This window comes from Streptomyces plumbidurans (genome assembly GCF_019857225.1).
GTDB lineage: Bacteria > Actinomycetota > Actinomycetes > Streptomycetales > Streptomycetaceae > Streptomyces > Streptomyces plumbidurans.
On sequence record NZ_JAFJSY010000022.1, the window covers coordinates 1 to 16,417 of the forward strand.

Annotated in this window: 12 protein-coding genes and 1 tRNA gene; 8 read left to right on the forward strand and 5 right to left on the reverse strand. The window is 69.7% G+C overall.

Translation table 11 applies throughout. From position 1 onward, the window contains the following. Positions 1-462: 462 nt before the first annotated feature. The 3 genes from JYK17_RS16585 (at position 463) to JYK17_RS16595 (ending at position 3,084) form a co-directional block, all read left to right on the forward strand. A complete protein-coding gene (locus JYK17_RS16585) occupies positions 463-918 on the forward strand; it encodes a tellurite resistance TerB family protein (RefSeq protein ID WP_108006189.1) in 456 nt (151 codons plus the stop codon). A 136-nt stretch (positions 919-1,054) separates the two neighbouring features. Continuing rightward, positions 1,055-2,152 carry an acyltransferase family protein gene (locus JYK17_RS16590; protein WP_108006190.1) on the forward strand — a complete coding sequence of 366 codons (1,098 nt, stop codon included), beginning with the start codon at positions 1,055-1,057 and terminating at the stop codon, positions 2,150-2,152. Between the two features lie 80 nt (positions 2,153-2,232). Further along, positions 2,233-3,084, forward strand: a complete 852-nt coding sequence (locus tag JYK17_RS16595; protein WP_108006192.1) for a PrsW family intramembrane metalloprotease — start codon at positions 2,233-2,235, stop codon at positions 3,082-3,084. 92 nt (positions 3,085-3,176) lie between these two features. On the opposite strand, the gene JYK17_RS16600 is transcribed toward JYK17_RS16595, so the two are convergent. The 4 genes from JYK17_RS16600 to sucC form a co-directional block, all read right to left on the reverse strand. After that, positions 3,177-3,261 (reverse strand) — tRNA-Leu (locus tag JYK17_RS16600). Between the two features lie 163 nt (positions 3,262-3,424). After that, complete coding sequence (locus JYK17_RS16605) at positions 3,425-4,987, reverse strand: aldehyde dehydrogenase family protein (RefSeq protein ID WP_128801453.1); 1,563 nt, start codon at positions 4,985-4,987, stop codon at positions 3,425-3,427. 93 nt (positions 4,988-5,080) lie between these two features. After that, a complete protein-coding gene (sucD, locus tag JYK17_RS16610) occupies positions 5,081-5,965 on the reverse strand; it encodes a succinate--CoA ligase subunit alpha (protein WP_128801454.1) in 885 nt (294 codons plus the stop codon). Positions 5,966-5,979: 14 nt separating this feature from the next. Next, positions 5,980-7,110, reverse strand: a complete 1,131-nt coding sequence (sucC, locus tag JYK17_RS16615; protein ID WP_222810641.1) for an ADP-forming succinate--CoA ligase subunit beta — start codon at positions 7,108-7,110, stop codon at positions 5,980-5,982. Positions 7,111-7,254: 144 nt separating this feature from the next. Between sucC and JYK17_RS16620 the strand changes: the two genes are divergently transcribed. The 5 genes from JYK17_RS16620 (at position 7,255) to JYK17_RS16640 (ending at position 15,282) form a co-directional block, all read left to right on the forward strand. Then, positions 7,255-8,937 carry a thiamine pyrophosphate-binding protein gene (locus tag JYK17_RS16620; RefSeq protein ID WP_108006200.1) on the forward strand — a complete coding sequence of 561 codons (1,683 nt, stop codon included), beginning with the start codon at positions 7,255-7,257 and terminating at the stop codon, positions 8,935-8,937. A gap of 33 nt (positions 8,938-8,970) precedes the next feature. Beyond that, positions 8,971-10,215 (forward strand): formyl-CoA transferase, encoded by a 1,245-nt coding sequence (gene frc, locus JYK17_RS16625; protein WP_258198186.1) that lies wholly within the window; start codon positions 8,971-8,973, stop codon positions 10,213-10,215. A 4-nt stretch (positions 10,216-10,219) separates the two neighbouring features. Further along, positions 10,220-12,364 (forward strand): acetate--CoA ligase family protein, encoded by a 2,145-nt coding sequence (locus JYK17_RS16630; RefSeq protein ID WP_222810655.1) that lies wholly within the window; start codon positions 10,220-10,222, stop codon positions 12,362-12,364. Between the two features lie 120 nt (positions 12,365-12,484). After that, positions 12,485-13,876, forward strand: a complete 1,392-nt coding sequence (locus JYK17_RS16635) for an OFA family MFS transporter (protein ID WP_222810642.1) — start codon at positions 12,485-12,487, stop codon at positions 13,874-13,876. Continuing rightward, positions 13,873-15,282, forward strand: a complete 1,410-nt coding sequence (locus JYK17_RS16640) for an OFA family MFS transporter (protein WP_181362312.1) — start codon at positions 13,873-13,875, stop codon at positions 15,280-15,282. Before JYK17_RS16635 ends, JYK17_RS16640 begins: the two co-directional genes overlap by 4 nt. Before the next feature lie 70 nt (positions 15,283-15,352). Here the strand turns inward: JYK17_RS16640 and JYK17_RS16645 are convergent, their stop codons facing one another. Further along, the gene (locus JYK17_RS16645) at positions 15,353-16,393 is read right to left on the reverse strand and encodes a sugar phosphate isomerase/epimerase family protein (protein WP_108006208.1); all 1,041 of its coding nucleotides are present in this window, start codon (positions 16,391-16,393) and stop codon (positions 15,353-15,355) included. Between the last annotated feature and the right edge of the window lie 24 nt (positions 16,394-16,417).

Here is a 16,417-nt window from a genome sequence, read left to right on the forward strand (position 1 = left end):
AGGTGGGTGTCGGTGCGCACGGCCCGTCGGCCTTTCTGCTGATCGGTGATCATCGCGGATGTGCGGATGTGTAGATGTGCGGATGATCGAAGATGGGCAGCGCGATTCCCGGCGAACGGGCCCTTTCGCGGGCGCAGTTGACGACGGCGGGCCGCGTCAGACGTTCGTCGCGGGCATCCGGTACCGGCCGCGCAGCGGGCACCGGACGGACGGGGACACGAGGATCACCTCGTACCGCGAGCGGGGGACGACGACATCGGTGCAGTAGCGCACGGCCGTCCTCCTCACTCGTCCCGCGCGTCACGGCGACGCACGGTGCGTGGCGAGTGTAGGGAAGCCGGGGCGGGCAGGGCACGGCATTTTTCGCGGCCCGCAGCCGGAACTTATCCGCCGCGCCACTAGTTTCTACGTTGCTGTAGATCTTTGAAGATCTCTTACGACACCCGAAGACATGGAGTTCTCATGGCCCTGTGGGACCGCATCAGGGAATCCGCATCGACGATGCAGACCCAGCTCGTGGCGAAGAAGAACGACCTGAAGAGCGGCGCCTTCCGCGATGCCAGCATGGCGATGTGCGCCCTGGTCGCCGCCGCCGACGGCACCATCGACCCGGCCGAGCGCCAGCGCGTCGCCCAGTTGATCTCCACCAACGAGGTCCTGCAGAACTTCCCGGCCGACGATCTGCGCCGCCGCTTCGAGGAGAACCTGAACAAGCTGACGGCCGACTTCGCCTTCGGCAAGGTCAGCGTGCTGCAGGAGATCGCCAAGGCGAAGAAGAAGCCCGCCGAGGCCCGTGCCGTCATCCAGATCGGCATCGTCATCGGCGGCGCCGACGGCGACTTCGACAAGACCGAGCAGGCCATCGTGCGGGAGGCGTGCTTCACGCTGGACCTGCCGCCGCACGAGTTCGACCTCTGACGAGCGCGCAGGGCACTCAAGGCACTCCCAGCACCCAGGGCCCGGGTGGTCCCGCTCGTGCGGGGCCTCCCGGGCCTCTGCGCAGTGATCGCCGTCCCGGGGGTTTACGCCGCGCAGAACCGGTGAGGCGCGTGGGATGTCCTATCCGCAGACCTCAGCCGCAACTCAGGCAAGACGCTCCCCAGAGGGCACAGGTTCCCCGCGGGCCGTGCAACAAGGGCGGGCGAAACAGCGCGACGCGTACTTCGACAACGCGAAGTACCTGGCGATCGTGCTGGTGGCGATAGGGCATTCCTGGGAGCCCCTGCGGGACGGCAGCCGGACCGTCACGGCGCTCTACAACTTCGTCTACGCCTTCCACATGCCGGCGTTCATCGTCATCTCCGGGTACTTCTCGCGCAGCTTCGACGCGAGCCCGGCGAAGATCAAGCGCCTGGTGACCGGGGTCCTCGTGCCGTACGTGGTGTTCGAGACGGCGTACACCCTCTACACCCGCTGGACCGACGGCGTACCGGACCGGCCGATCACCCTCCTGGACCCCCTGTACCTGACCTGGTTCCTGATCGCGTTGTTCGTCTGGCGGCTGACCACCCCGCTCTGGAAGAACGCGCGCTGGCCGCTGCCGGTCGCGCTCGTCGTCGCGATGCTGGCGACCGTCTCCCCGTCCATCGGCAACGACCTCGATCTGCAGCGCGTGCTGCAGTTCCTGCCGTACTTCGTGCTCGGCCTGTGCCTGCGGCCCGAGCACTTCCGGCTGGTGCGGTGCTGGCGGGTGCGGTCGCTGGCCCTGCCGGTGCTGGCCGGTGCGCTCCTCGTGTCGTACTGGGCGGCCCCGCGGATGACCGGCGCCTGGTTCTTCCACCGTGACAGCGCCCAGGAGTTGGGGGCACCCGCCTGGTGCGGGCCGCTGATGACGCTGGCCGGCTTCGGCTGCTCTGTGGTCCTGGTCGCCTGCTTCCTGTCCTGGGTGCCCGGCCGCCGTCTGTGGTTCACGGCACTGGGCGCCGGCACGCTGTACGGCTATCTGCTGCACGGCTTCGTCGCCCAGGGGTCGAAGTTCTGGGGCTGGTACGACCCGGCCTGGGTGCACGGCCCGCTCGGCGAGATCGCCGCCACCCTCGTCGCCGCCACGGTGGTGACCGTGCTGTGCACTCCCCCGGTACGGCGGATCTTCCGCTTCGTGATCGAGCCGAGGATGGACTGGGCGTTCCGACGGGAGGCACAGGCGTCCTGAGGGCACGGCTGCCGTGAGCCTTCACTCCGGCGGAGCAACGAAGCGTTTGCCGCTGCCCCGAGCGCGGGAGGGCCACCGTCATGGTGAACCGCACCGTCACGGTGAAACGCAGGGGATTCGTCTATCGGCTTCAGTTCTTCAAGCGGCCGTGGTTCCAGACATGGCTGTCGATGACCGTGCTGGCGGTCCTGATGTCGGTCGTCATGCTGACGACCGACAACGAGGCCGTGGTTCCGGCGGCCCTGTTCTACGGCGCCGCGGCGGCGCCGCTCGCGTTCGCCATGGCCACCCACACCAGGACCGGATTCGCCACCAGCGTCCCGCCGTCCGTACTGCTGGGCATGTTCCTGTTCGGCGGCGGCATCTCTCTGGCCCTCGGGGGGTTCTTCGACGCGGAGTTCATCCGCGACCTGAACAGTCCGGAGATCCTGGTGGTCGGGTTCATCGAGGAACTCGCGAAGTTCCTGCCGGTACTCGCGATGGCCCTCACCGGCCGATACCTGGACGTCCGCTCCGGCGTCGCCCTGGGCTTCGCCGCCGCCCTGGGCTTCGCCGTGCTGGAGTCGATGTCCTACGGATTGCAGGCGGCCCTCTCCGACGGCATCACGGCCGCCGAGAGCACACTGATCGGACGCGGGCTCACCGAACCCTTCGGCCACCTGGCCTGGACGGGTCTGCTCTGCGCACTCGCCTTCACCAGCTGGCAGAAACGGGGGAAGGTCACGCTGACCGCCGGCCTGGTCGGCGGCTATCTGCTGGTCGCCCTGCTCCACTCCGCCAACGACGGCCTGCTCACCTACGAGTCCAAGAACCCGGTCCTGTTCCTCGGATACCTCGCCGTCGCCGTCACCAGCTACGTCCTGTTCCGCCTGGGAACCCGCAGCCTCACCTTGCCGGCTGCCGGCGCACAGCCGCGACCTCAGCCGGCGTAGAACCCCGGGCACTGTAGAACCCGGACACTGCAGAACCCCGGAAAACAGCTCGTGCGGGCCGAGACTCAGCTCGACCCGCACGATCCGGTCAGTGTCCGAGGGGGGACTTGAACCCCCACGCCCGATAAAGGGCACTAGCACCTCAAGCTAGCGCGTCTGCCATTCCGCCACCCGGACAAGGTGTCTGCCGCCTTGACTGGGGTGTTCGCCCCGGCGACATGGACAACAATACCAAGCTTTCGCAGTGCCCTTCACCTGCATATCCGGGTCGCCGGGACGCGTTCCGGGGCCGCCGAAGCGGACCGGGAACGCGTCACCGGCAGCGATCGGGCCGCTACCGTCAGGGCATGAGGTGGTAGTCCGGGAAGTTCCCGGGCAGCCGCTCCCCCGCCGGGCCCTGGGTCACCGCCCGCACCAGCAGCTCGCCCCCGACGAACGCGCCCCGCCACGAGGCGCCGAACCCGCCGAACAGCTCGTCGCGGTCGCCGCGGGAGCGGGGCTTGCCGCGGCCCACCTTGAAGGCTCGGATCTGCGGGGCCAGCCGGTCGAAGGTGGCCCCGTCGTCCGTGGACAGGGTGGCGACGAGCGCGCCGTTGGAGGCGTTCATCGCCGCCAGCAGCTCTGCCTCCGTGTCGACCAGGACGATGGTGTCGACCGGGCCGAACGGTTCCGCGTGGTGCAGGGGCGAGGACGGTGGCGGGCCGAGGAGCGTGACCGGATGGACGTACGCCGAGGTGTCCTGGCCGGGCAGGAAGCGGCCGTCGGCCTCGCTGCCGCGGTGCAGCGGGACGGCGCCGCGGTCGATGGCCTCGGCGACCTGGTCGCGCAGCTCCTTGGCCTTGGCGGCGTTGATGACCGGCCCGAAGTCCAGCCGCGGATACGGGTCGTCGGCCTTCTCCACGGCGAGCGGGTGGCCGACCCTGAGCGTGCGCACCGCCGGGAGGTACGCCGCCAGAAAGTCGTCGAAGAGGTGCCGCTGGACGACGAAGCGCGGATACGCCGTGCAGCGCTGCTTGCCGTAGTCGAAGAGCTTGGGGACGAACGTGCCGAGCGCGTCCCAGTCGGAGAAGTTCCAGATGCCCCAGGTGTTGAGTCCCTCCTGTTCCAGTACATGACGTTTGCCGAGGTCGGCGACGGCCGTGGCCACCGCGGCGCCGGTGTCGCGGCCACCGACGAAGGAGACGCAGCCGATCTCCGGCGCCCGCACCAGCGCCTGGGACAGCTCGCCCCCGCTGCCGCTGACGAGGCTGGCGGGGAGCCCCTCGCGGACGGCAAGCGCACAGGCCAGGGTCAGACATGCGACGCCGCCGTCGGTCGGGGTCTTGGCGATCACCGCGTTGCCCGCCAGGGCCTGTACCAGCATTGCGTGAACGAGCACGCTCATCGGGTAGTTCCAGCTCGCGATGTTGGAGACCGGGCCGTCCAGCGGGGCCCGGCCGGCGAGCATCGGCTCGATGCCGTCGACGTACCAGCGCACTCCGTCGATGGCCCGGTCGACGTCCGCCTGGGCGAGCCGCCAGGGCTTGCCGATCTCCCACACGAGCAGCAGGGCGAGGAGTTCGCGGTGCTGGGTGAGCGCGTCGAGGGTGGCCGCGACGCGGGCGCGGCGCTCCTCGAGCGGGATGTGCCGCCAGGCGCGGTGCTGGTCGAGCGACGCGCGGACGGCCTGGTGCGCGGTGTCGCGGTCCAGGCGGGGCGGGCCGGCGACGGGCCTGCCGTCGACGGGGCTGATGGCGGGCAGGGCCCGGCCGTCGGCCCGCCATCCGGAGCCCCACAGGTTGAGGACACGGTCGTCCTGGAAGGCCTCGGGAGCGACGGCGAGGCAGCGCTGCCAGGCGTCTTCCCAGGAGGTGCCCGATTTGAGGGTGAGGGTGGGTGTGTTGGAGGTGAGGGTGGATGCCATTCGGTTGCTCCGCTCTCGGTGCACAGTCGGGGGCGGGATTGCATGGCTCGGTTCGAGTACCCGGTTCGAGTACTCGGTTCGACCATGGGTGAGCTAGCCCTGCTCTTCGAGACGCGCGAGCACGAGTTTCGCCGTCTCCGTCGGCGTGCTCCCCACCCGCACCCCGACCGCCTCCAGCGCCTCCCTCTTCGCCTGCGCGGTGCCGGACGAGCCGGACACGATGGCGCCCGCGTGCCCCATCGTCTTGCCCTCGGGCGCGGTGAACCCGGCGATGTAGCCGACCACCGGCTTGGTGACGTGCTCCTGGATGTATGCCGCCGCCCGCTCCTCCGCGTCGCCGCCGATCTCGCCGATGAGGACGATCAGTTCGGTGTCGGCGTCGTCCTGGAAGGCGGCCAGGCAGTCGATGTGGGTGGTGCCCACGACGGGGTCGCCGCCGATGCCGACGCAGGTCGAGAAGCCGATGTCCTGCAGCTCGTACATGAGTTGGTAGGTGAGCGTGCCCGACTTGGACACCAGGCCGATGCGGCCGGACTTGGTGATGTCGGAGGGGATGATGCCCGCGTTGGACTGGCCCGGGGTGATCAGGCCGGGGCAGTTGGGGCCGATGACCCGCGTGCCCTTGGACTTGGCGTGGGCGTGGAAGGCGACGGCGTCGTGCACGGGGATGCCCTCGGTGATGACGACCGCGAGGCCGATGCCCGCGTCGGCGGCCTCGACGACGGCGGCCTTGGCGAAGGCGGGCGGCACGAACACGACGGTGACGTCGGCGCCGGTGGCCTCCATGCCCTCGGCGACCGAGCCGAAGACGGGGACGGCCCGGTCGTCGAAGTCGACGGTGCGGCCCGCCTTGCGGGGGTTGACGCCGCCGACGACGTCGGTGCCGGCGGCGAGCATCCGCCGGGTGTGCTTCATGCCCTCGCCGCCGGTCATGCCCTGGACGAGGACCTTGCTCTCCTTGGTGAGGTAGATCGCCATGTCGTCCCGTCTCCTCAGTTGGCGGTGGCGAGTTGGGCGGCACGGGCGGCGGCGCCGTCCATGGTGGTGGCCTGCTGGACCAGCGGGTGCGCGCGTTCGTCGAGGACGGTGCGGCCGCGGGCCGCGTTGTTCCCGTCGAGGCGTACGACCAGCGGTTTGGTCAACTGGACGGCGTCCAGCGCCTGCACGATGCCCTCGGCGACCGCGTCGCAGGCGGTGATCCCGCCGAAGACGTTGACGAAGACGGACTTCACGGCCGGGTCGGAGAGGATGACGGACAGGCCGTCGGCCATGATCTGCGCGGAGGCGCCGCCGCCGATGTCGAGGAAGTTGGCGGGGCGGGCTCCGCAGCCCGCGACCACGTCGAGGGTGGACATGACCAGTCCGGCGCCGTTGCCGATGATGCCGACCTCGCCGTCCAGCTTCACGTAGTTGAGGCCCTTGGCGGCGGCCGCCGCCTCCAGCCGGTCGTCGTGCTCGACCTCGTCGGCGCCCCAACGCGCCTGCCGGAAGCGGGCGTTGTCGTCGAGGGTCACCTTGCCGTCCAGGGCGAGGATGTGGCCCTGCTTCGTTCGTACGAGCGGGTTGACCTCGACGAGCAGCGCGTCCTCGCGGACGAGCACGTCCCACAGCCGTACGAGGACGTCGACGGTCTGCGGCGGAAGTGCCGCCGCCTCGGCGATCTCGGCCGCCTTCGCCGAGGTGACGCCCTCGGCCGGGTCGACGGGGATGCGGGCCACCGCCTCGGGCCGGGCGGTGGCGACCTCCTCGATCTCCATGCCGCCCTCGGCGGAGGCGATCGCGAGGAAGGTGCCGGCCGCGCGGTCGAGGACGTAGGAGACGTAGTACTCGCTCTCGATCTCCACAGGTTCGGCGAGCATCACCTTGCGGACCGTGTGGCCCTTGATGTCCATGCCGAGGATCTGCCGTGCGGTGAGCTCGGCCGCGGCCGGATCGGCGGCGAACTTCACGCCCCCCGCCTTGCCTCGCCCACCGGTCTTGACCTGGGCCTTCACCACCACTTGCCCACCGAGCGTGCGGGCGATCCCGCGTGCCTCCTTGGGCGAGTCGGTGACCGCGGCCCTGGGGGCCACGATGCCGTGCTCCTCGAAGAGTTCCCTTGCCTGGTGTTCGTACAGGTCCATTCCGGCTCCTGTCTTAAAAGTGCCGCACGCCCCCTGGACACCACCCACCGGATGCGGGATAACAAGGTTCATACAGTATTCGTCGACTGTATGCAATGTACCGCGAGAGCAGTTCCACCCCCTACGAAGGGACAGGACTTCGCCATGCCCGACGACACCCAGGACGTGATTTCCGGTGGTCATCTCGTTGCCAAGGCGCTCAAGGCAGAGGGAGTCGACCGCATCTACACGTTGTGCGGCGGCCACATCATCGACATCTACGACGGCTGCGTCGACGAGGGCATAGAGGTCGTCGACGTCCGACACGAGCAGGTCGCCGCCCACGCCGCCGACGGCTACGCCCGCATCACCGGCAAGCCCGGCTGCGCCGTCGTCACCGCGGGCCCCGGAACGACCGACGCCGTCACCGGTGTCGCCAACGCGTTCCGCGCGGAGTCCCCGATGCTGCTGATCGGCGGCCAAGGGGCCCTCACCCAGCACAAGATGGGCTCACTGCAGGACCTGCCGCACGTCGACATGATGACGCCGATCACCAAGTTCGCCGCGGCCGTGCCGGACACGGCCCGCGCGGCGGACATGGTGTCGATGGCGTTCCGCGAGTGCTACCACGGCGCGCCCGGCCCCTCCTTCCTCGAGATCCCGCGCGACGTGCTGGACGCCAAGGTGCCCGCGGACAGGGCGCGGGTGCCGAAGGCCGGCGCCTACCGGGCCTCGACCCGCTCGGCCGGCGACCCCGAGGCGATCGAGAAGCTCGCCGACCTGCTCGTGCACGCCGAGAAGCCGGCCATTCTGCTCGGCAGCCAGGTCTGGACGACCCGTGGCAGCGAGGCGGCGACCGACCTCGTCCGCACCCTGAACATCCCGGCGTACATGAACGGCGCGGCGCGCGGCACCCTCCCGCCGGGCGACCCGCACCACTACCAGCTCTCCCGCCGCTACGCCTTCTCCAACGCCGACGTCATCGTCATCGTCGGCACGCCCTTCGACTTCCGCATGGGCTACGGCAAGCGCCTGTCCCCGGACGCGACCGTCGTGCAGATCGACCTCGACTACCGCACCGTCGGCAAGAACCGCGACATCGACCTCGGCATCGTCGGCGACGCGGGACTCGTCCTGAAGTCGGTCACCGAGGCCGCCTCCGGACGCGTCAACGGCGGGGCCGCCAAGCGCAAGGAGTGGCTGGACGAACTGCGCGCGGCCGAGCAGACCGCCATCGAGAAGCGGCTGCCGAGCCTGAAGTCCGACGCCTCGCCGATCCATCCGTACCGCCTGGTCAGCGAGATCAACGACTTCCTCACCGAGGACTCGATCTACATCGGCGACGGCGGCGACATCGTCACCTTCTCCGGGCAGGTCGTCCAGCCCAAGGCGCCCGGGCACTGGATGGACCCGGGCCCGCTCGGCACCCTCGGCGTCGGCATCCCCTTCGTGCTCGCGGCCAAGCAGGCGCGGCCCGACAAGGAGGTGGTGGCCCTCTTCGGCGACGGCGCCTTCTCACTGACCGGCTGGGACTTCGAGACCCTCGTCCGCTACGACCTCCCCTTCGTCGGCATCGTCGGCAACAACTCCTCGATGAACCAGATCCGTTACGGCCAGAAGGCCAAGTACGGCGAGGAGCGCGAGCGGGTCGGCAACACCCTCGGCGATGTCCACTACGACAAGTTCGCGCAGATGCTGGGCGGTTACGGCGAGGAGGTCCGCGACCCCGCCGACATCGGCCCCGCGCTGCGCCGCGCCCGCGAGTCGGGCAAGCCGTCGCTGATCAACGTCTGGGTCGACCCGGACGCGTACGCCCCCGGAACCATGAACCAGACCATGTACAAGTGAGGTGACCTGGTGACCACCGACACCACCGAGACCATCTCGACCTCGCAGCCGACCAAGGCTCTTGCGGGTGTTCGTGTCCTCGACATGACGCACGTCCAGTCCGGGCCCTCCGCCACCCAGTTGCTGGCCTGGCTCGGCGCGGACGTCATCAAGCTGGAGGCGCCGACCGGGGACATCACGCGGGGGCAGCTGCGCGACCTCCCGGACGTCGACTCCCTCTACTTCACGATGCTCAACTGCAACAAGCGGAGCATCACCCTCAACACCAAGACCGAGCGCGGCAAGGAGATCCTCACCGAGCTGATCCGGCGCTCCGACGTCATGGTCGAGAACTTCGGACCGGGCGCGGTCGACCGCATGGGCTTCACCTGGGACCGCATCCAGGAGATCAATCCGCGGATCGTCTATGCCTCCATCAAGGGGTTCGGCGAGGGCCCGTACACCAACTTCAAGGCGTACGAAGTCGTCGCGCAGGCCATGGGCGGGTCGATGTCGACCACCGGTTTCGAGGACGGGCCGCCGCTGGCGACGGGGGCCCAGATCGGGGACTCGGGCACGGGCGTCCACGTCGTGGCGGGGATCCTCGCGGCGCTGTTCCAGCGCGAGCACACCGGGCGCGGCCAGCGGGTCAACGTGGCCATGCAGCACGCCGTGCTCAACCTCTGCCGGGTGAAGCTGCGCGATCAGCAGCGCCTGACCCATGGTCCGCTCGCTGAATATCCGAACGAGGACTTCGGCACGGAAGTTCCCAGGTCCGGAAACGCGTCCGGCGGAGGCCAGCCCGGCTGGGCGGTCAAGTGCGCGCCGGGCGGCCCCAACGACTACGTGTACGTCATCGTGCAGCCCGTCGGCTGGAAGCCGCTCAGCGAGCTGATCGGCCGGCCCGAACTGGCCGACGACCCGGAGTGGTCGACGCCGCAGGCCCGGCTGCCCAAGCTCAACAAGATGTTCCAGCTGATCGAGGAGTGGTCCTCGACGCTGCCCAAGTGGGAGGTGCTGGAGCGGCTCAACGCCCACAACATCCCGTGCGGGCCGATCCTGTCCACCAAGGAGATCATCGAGGACGACTCGCTGGTCGCCAACGAGATGGTCGTCACCGTGCCGCACCCCGAGCGGGGCGAGTTCGTGACCGTGGGCAGCCCGCTGAAGCTCTCCGACTCCCCCGTCGAGGTGACCAGTTCACCGCTGCTGGGCGAGCACAACGAAGCGGTCTACATCGGCGAGCTCGGCCTCGGTGACGAGGAGCTGCGCCTGCTCAAGTCGAACGGAGTGATCTGACGTGATGGCCGAAGACCGGGTGCTGCGGGTGCGGTCGCTCCTCGACACTGTGCGGGCCGAGGGGCGGACCGCGCTGACCGCGCCCGAGGGCAAGGTGATCGCCGACGCGTACGGGATCGCCGTACCGGGAGAGGAGCTGGCGACCGACGTCGACGAGGCCGTCTCGTACGCGGCGCGCTTCGGCGGGCCGGTCGTGATGAAGATCGTCTCCCCGGACATCCTGCACAAGACCGACGCCGGCGGTGTGATCGTCGGCGTCGAGGGTGCCGCGGACGTCAGGGCCGCGTTCCACCGGATCGTCGAGAACGCGCGCGCGTACGACGCCTCGGCGCGGATCGAGGGCGTGCAGGTGCAGGAACTGCTGCCGCAGGGGCAGGAGGTCATCGTCGGTTCGGTGACGGACCCGACGTTCGGGAAGGTGGTGGCCTTCGGGCTCGGCGGTGTGCTCGTCGAGGTCCTCAAGGACATCACGTTCCGGCTGGCGCCGGTCAGCGCCGACGAGGCGATGTCGATGCTGGACTCGATCCGGTCGGCGGAGATCCTGAACGGGGTGCGCGGCGCCGCGGGCGTGGACCGGTGGGCGATCGCCGAGCAGATCCGCCGGGTGTCACAGCTGGTGGCGGACTTCCCGGAGATCGCCGAGGTGGACCTCAACCCGGTGATCGCGACCCCGGAGGGCGCGGTCGCCGCCGACATCCGCGTGATCCTCGCCGAGAAGCAGCCACCCCCGCGCAGGACGTACACGCGCGAGGAGATCCTCACCTCGATGCGCCGCCTGATGGAGCCGTCCTCGGTCGCCGTCATCGGTGCCTCCAACGAGCCGGGCAAGATCGGCAACTCCGTGATGCGCAACCTCATCGACGGAGGCTTCGCCGGGGAGATCCATCCGGTGAACCCCAAGGCCGATGACATTCAGGGCCGCAAGGCGTACAAGAGTGTCACGGACGTTCCCGGTGAGGTGGATGTGGCGGTCTTCGCTATCCCCGCCAAGTTCGTGGCCTCGGCCCTCGAAGAGGTGGGACGCAAGAACATCCCCAACGCCGTGCTGATCCCCTCCGGCTTCGCCGAGACCGGCGAGCACGAACTCCAGGCGGAGATCGTCGCGATCGCGGAGCGGCACGGTGTACGCCTCCTCGGGCCGAACATCTACGGCTACTACTCGACGTGGCAGGACCTGTGCGCCACGTTCTGCACGCCGTACGACGTCAAGGGCGGGGTGGCGCTGACCTCGCAGTCCGGCGGCATCGGCATGGCGATCCTGGGCTTCGCACGCACCACGAAGACGGGTGTGTCGGCCATCGTGGGCCTGGGCAACAAGTCGGACCTCGACGAGGACGACCTGCTGACCTGGTTCGGCGAGGACCCGCACACCGAGTGCATCGCGATGCACCTGGAGGACCTCAAGGACGGGCGCGCCTTCGTGGAGGCCGCGCGGGCGACCGTGCCGAAGAAGCCGGTCGTGGTGCTGAAGGCGGGCCGTACGGCGGCGGGAGCGAAGGCCGCCGGCTCGCACACCGGGGCGCTCGCGGGCGACGACGCCGTCTACGACGACATCCTGAAGCAGGCCGGTGTCATCAGGGCGCCGGGCCTGAACGAGATGCTCGAGTACGCGCGCGCGTTGCCCGTCCTTCCCACCCCCAAGGGCGACAACGTCGTGATCATCACCGGGGCGGGCGGCAGCGGTGTGCTGCTGTCGGACGCGGTGACCGACAACGGCCTGTCCCTGATGGAGATCCCGCCGGACCTGGACGAGGCCTTCCGGAAGTTCATCCCTCCCTTCGGGGCGGCGGGCAACCCGGTCGACATCACCGGGGGCGAGCCGCCGTCGACGTACGAGGCGACGATCCGGCTGGGCCTGGAGGACCCGCGCATCCACTCGCTGGTCCTCGGCTACTGGCACACCATCGTCACTCCCCCGATGGTCTTCGCGGAGCTCACCGCGCGCGTGGTGGCCGAGTTCCGCGAGCGCGGCATCGAGAAGCCCGTGGTGGCCTCCCTCGCGGGTGACGTCGAGGTCGAGGAGGCCTGCCAGTACCTCTACGAGCGAGGGGTCGTGGCGTACCCGTACACGACCGAGAAGCCGGTGGCGGTACTCGGCGCGAAGTACCGCTGGGCGCGCGCGGCGGGGCTGTTGGGGGGCGGTTCATGACGTGAGTGGACGCGGGGCCGGCCGGCAGTGCGGCCGGTCGGCCCCCGGGACCCGTGCGCACGCGAAATGCATTGGACAGGGGGCGCTGGCCAGAGCTTTCGACGCAAGGGGCACTGAGCAATGGCAACGACCTACCATCCGTCCGTCCCCCGCAGGGAGGTGACGGACCGCAACGGGCGCGTGTATCGCATCGGCGAATCGGATGTCGATCTGATGGGCCGGACACGCACCTGGATGGCCGTCCTGCCCTGGGTGGGCACGGCGGGCATCGGCTCCGCCGCGTGCGCATTCGCGGCGGCGGCAGGCCCGCTCCACACGGCGCATCCGTGGAGCGGCCAGGACATCTTCCGGCTGCTGGGCGTCTGGGTGTTCTTCCAGGCGGCCGTGGCCTTCCCCGCCGGGCGGCTGCGGGAGAGCGGCAGGCTCCCGGCGCGTACGGCGATGACGATCGGCGCCGTGTGCACGCTGCTGGGCGGTGCGGCCCTGGCGTTCGCGCCGCACGAGAGCGCCGCACACCTCGGCTTCGGCGTGTTCGGCGGCATCGGCACCGGTCTCGTCCACGCGACCTGCGTGAACACGGCCGGCAAGTGGTTCCCGGAGCGCAGGGGCGCCGCGACGGGCCTGGCTGGCGGCGGTCTCGCCCTCGGGGCCGTGCCGTTCGCCGTCCTGTTCGCCGCGGACCTCGACCCGAGCGCCGCGCGGGCCGTGCTCACCGGTGCGGGCATCGGGCTGTGCCTGGCCGTGGCCGCGGCCGGCCGGCTCCTCCAGGACCCGCCGAAGAACTGGTGGCCCGCGCACATCGACCCGCTGAAGCCGGCCGCCGACCCGAGGATCCGCCGGGTACTGCGGAGGAACCCGCCGGCGGTCAGGCACTACACCCCGAAGGAGGCCGCCCGCACCCCCGTCCTGTGGTTGATGTCGGTCTGTCTGCTGTGCACGGCCGGCATCGGCGCCCTCGGCATCGCGGTCCTCGTGCCGTACGGCGAGGAAATGGGCTTCGCCGACGGGGCCGTGACGGCGGCGATCGTCCTGACGGCCCTCGTCGCCGGCGTCGCAGGCGGTGTCGCCGGCCGGATCTCCGACCGCTACGGGCGCCGCAACACGCTCGGCATCGTCTGCATCGGGCTCGGCACGGCGCAGTTCGGCCTGCTGGTCTCGGGGCGGGCGGGCAGCATGCCGTTCTTCCTGTTCAGCGCCGTGGTCTGCGGCCTCTGCGGCGGGGCGGTCCTCCCGCTGTTCGCGGCCATGACGGCGGACTGCTTCGGCGAGAACCACCACGCCGCCAACTACGGCCTGGTCCACAGTTCGACGGCGGTCCCCGGGCTCGTCGGCCTCGTGACGGGCGCGCTCGTCACCGGCTCGTGGGACTACCACAGCGTGTTCACCGCGGCCGGGTCCGTCGGCCTGGCCACCGCAGTACTGGCGCTTTTCCTGAAGGCACCGGGCAGGCCGAACGCCCGGCGCATCGTCCCCAACCCGCACCCGCTCGGCGAGGAGATGTCACTGACATGACCGCGGACCCCATAGCAACAGGCAGCTCATCGGCGGATCCAGGCGCCGCACACCGTCCCTACCGTGAAGTGACCGACGCCCGCGGCCGTGTCTACCGCGTGGGCGAGACCGACCGGGACATCCTCGGTCACTCCCGCAAGTTCATGATGTACCTCCCCTGGGTCGCCATGATGGCGATCAGCGTCTCCGAGTACGCCTACGGCTCCGCGGAGGACACCCTCTCCGAGGCGCACGGCTGGACGCAGAGCAACACCTTCTGGATCCTGAGCATCTGGGTGTTCTTCCAGGCGGGCATCGCGTTCCCGGCGGGCTGGCTGCGCGAGCGCGGCATCCTCACGGCGCGCCGCGCCATGTACACGGGCGCCGCGATGTGTCTGGTCGGCTTCCTGGCCCTGTCCCACTTCGACAACGTGATACTGGCCATCCTCGGCTTCGGCGTGGTCGGCGGTCTGGGCTCGGGCCTGATCTACGCGACCTGCATCAACATGGTCGGAAAGTGGTTCCCGGAACGGCGGGGCGCGAAGACCGGCTTCGTCAACGGCGGCTTCGCCTACGGCTCGCTGCCGTTCATCTTCATCTTCAACTACGCCTTCGACACCGGGAACTACAACGAGGTGCTCGACCTGATCGGCGTGTACGTGCTGATCGTGGTGGCGGTCTGCGCCTACTTCTTCAAGGACCCGCCGAAGAACTGGTGGCCGGCCGAAGTCGATCCGCTGTCGCACTCCGGGAACAGCAAGAGCGCCGCGAGTCTGGCGAAGAACCCGCCGGCGGTCCGCCAGTTCACCCCGAAGGAGGCCGTCAGCACGGGCATGCTGCCCCTGATGTGGATCACGGTCGTGATGACCGGCGGTGTGTCGATCTTCGGGATCTCCTTCCAGGTCGACTACGCCAAGGAGATCGGTTTCGGCCCGCTGGTCGCCGCGTCCTCGATGGGTGTCATGGCCGTCATCAACGGCGTCGGCCGCGCCTTGGTCGGCTGGCTTTCGGACCACTGGGGCCGCAAGAACGCCCTGGTCTTCGTCATCGTCGTCCTCGGCCTGGCCCAGTTCGGCGTCATCTGGGCCGGTGACATGAAGAGCGAGTGGCTGTTCCTGTTCTTCGCCTTCCTCTCCGGCTTCGGCGGCGGCGCCTTCTACCCGATGTTCGCCGCCCTGACCCCGGACTACTTCGGGGAGAACTACAACGCCACCAACTACGGCCTGGTGTACAGCGGCAAGCTGATCAGCGGCCTGTTCGGTGGCGGGCTCGGCTCGATGGTGGTGGGCGCCTGGGGTTACAACGGTGCCTACGCGCTGGCCGGCGGGATCTCGATGGTGGCGGCGGCGCTGGCGCTGCTGCTGCGTCAGCCCGGTCGCAGCGGCAAGGAGGAGGCAGCCATCGCGCAGCCGCAGCCCGCGAGCTGACGGCACGCGCGCGTGAGGAGGCACTCCCCGGTCGCGGGGAGGGCCTCCTCACGTGTGTTCCCCGGGGGCGTCAGCACTTCTCGCGCAGGGAGTGCAGATACGCGCTGGAGCGGCGCGCGAACGTGAACGACTCGGTCGGCTGGTCGTGTTCGGTCTGCCAGTGGTGGGCGAGGCGCTCGCCGCGCAGCCGGGTCACGGCGGAGATGAACCTCTGGTAGTCGATGTCGCCGTCGCCGACGTCGACCATGCGGTAGCCGAACTCGTTGTCCGGGTCGCTCACTCCGTCCTTGACGTGGAAGAGCGGATAGCGGTGGGGCTGCTTGAGCACGTAGTCGAGGGGCTCGAAGGGTGCGGGAGAGCCGTCGGGCCGCTTGGAGAAGCGGAACTGGCCGGCGTACGCCCAGAAGATGTCCATCTCCAGGTAGACGAGGCCGGGGTCGGTCTCGGCGAGCAGTACGTCGTAGAGGCGGACCTTGGGGTCGTCGGTGGCGAAGGCGAACTCGTCGGAGTGGTTGTGCTGGTAGAACTTCATGCCGCGCTTCTTCGCCGCGGCGCCGTAGGTGTTGAACTCCTCGGCGGCCCGCTTCCAGGCGTCGACGGTGTTGCCGTAGCGGTTCGGGCCCGATGCGGTGCCGATGTGCTTGAGACCGAGGGCCTCGGCGTCGTCGAGGACCTGGGTGAGGTTCTGGGCGAAGGTGTACGCGTTCGGGTCGCTGGAGAAGTAGCCGACGTGGCTGCCGATCGGGTTCAGGCCGTGGTTCCTGGCCAACCGCTTGAGCTGGGCCAGGGTGATGGGTCCGGTGCCCTGGGTGTATCCGGCGAACTCGATCTCGTCGTACCCGTACTTCTCCAGTTCGGCGAAGACGGGCGCGAAGCCCAGCGAGGCGACCTTGTCCCGCAGGCTGTACAGCTGGACGCCGAGCCGCCCGGGCGGCAGGAGAGGGCGTCCGCGACCGTGGGCGGAGGTGCCGGCCGCGGTGGCCGGGGCGGCGGTGGCGGGGGTCGCCGTGCCCAGCAGGGCGGCGGCGGTGGCGCCCGCGGCCACGCCGAGCATGCCCCGTCTGGTGAGGCGGTGGGTGAGTTCGGGGTCCGTGTGCGAGGTGCGGCTCATGCCTGGAACTCCTCGATGTCGGAG

What these genes read in the sequence shown, in the direction of transcription:
- JYK17_RS16605 (WP_128801453.1), bottom strand. Translation starts at nt 4,987, where the DNA reads ATGGCATCCACCCTCACCTCCAACACACCCACCCTCACCCTCAAATCG.
- JYK17_RS16630 (WP_222810655.1), top strand. Translation starts at nt 10,220, where the DNA reads ATGGCCGAAGACCGGGTGCTGCGGGTGCGGTCGCTCCTCGACACTGTG.
- JYK17_RS16620 (WP_108006200.1), top strand. Translation starts at nt 7,255, where the DNA reads ATGCCCGACGACACCCAGGACGTGATTTCCGGTGGTCATCTCGTTGCC.
- JYK17_RS16595 (WP_108006192.1), top strand. Translation starts at nt 2,233, where the DNA reads ATGGTGAACCGCACCGTCACGGTGAAACGCAGGGGATTCGTCTATCGG.
- JYK17_RS16640 (WP_181362312.1), top strand. Translation starts at nt 13,873, where the DNA reads ATGACCGCGGACCCCATAGCAACAGGCAGCTCATCGGCGGATCCAGGC.
- sucC (WP_222810641.1), bottom strand. Translation starts at nt 7,110, where the DNA reads ATGGACCTGTACGAACACCAGGCAAGGGAACTCTTCGAGGAGCACGGC.
- JYK17_RS16645 (WP_108006208.1), bottom strand. Translation starts at nt 16,393, where the DNA reads ATGAGCCGCACCTCGCACACGGACCCCGAACTCACCCACCGCCTCACC.
- sucD (WP_128801454.1), bottom strand. Translation starts at nt 5,965, where the DNA reads ATGGCGATCTACCTCACCAAGGAGAGCAAGGTCCTCGTCCAGGGCATG.
- JYK17_RS16585 (WP_108006189.1), top strand. Translation starts at nt 463, where the DNA reads ATGGCCCTGTGGGACCGCATCAGGGAATCCGCATCGACGATGCAGACC.
- JYK17_RS16635 (WP_222810642.1), top strand. Translation starts at nt 12,485, where the DNA reads ATGGCAACGACCTACCATCCGTCCGTCCCCCGCAGGGAGGTGACGGAC.
- JYK17_RS16590 (WP_108006190.1), top strand. Translation starts at nt 1,055, where the DNA reads ATGTCCTATCCGCAGACCTCAGCCGCAACTCAGGCAAGACGCTCCCCA.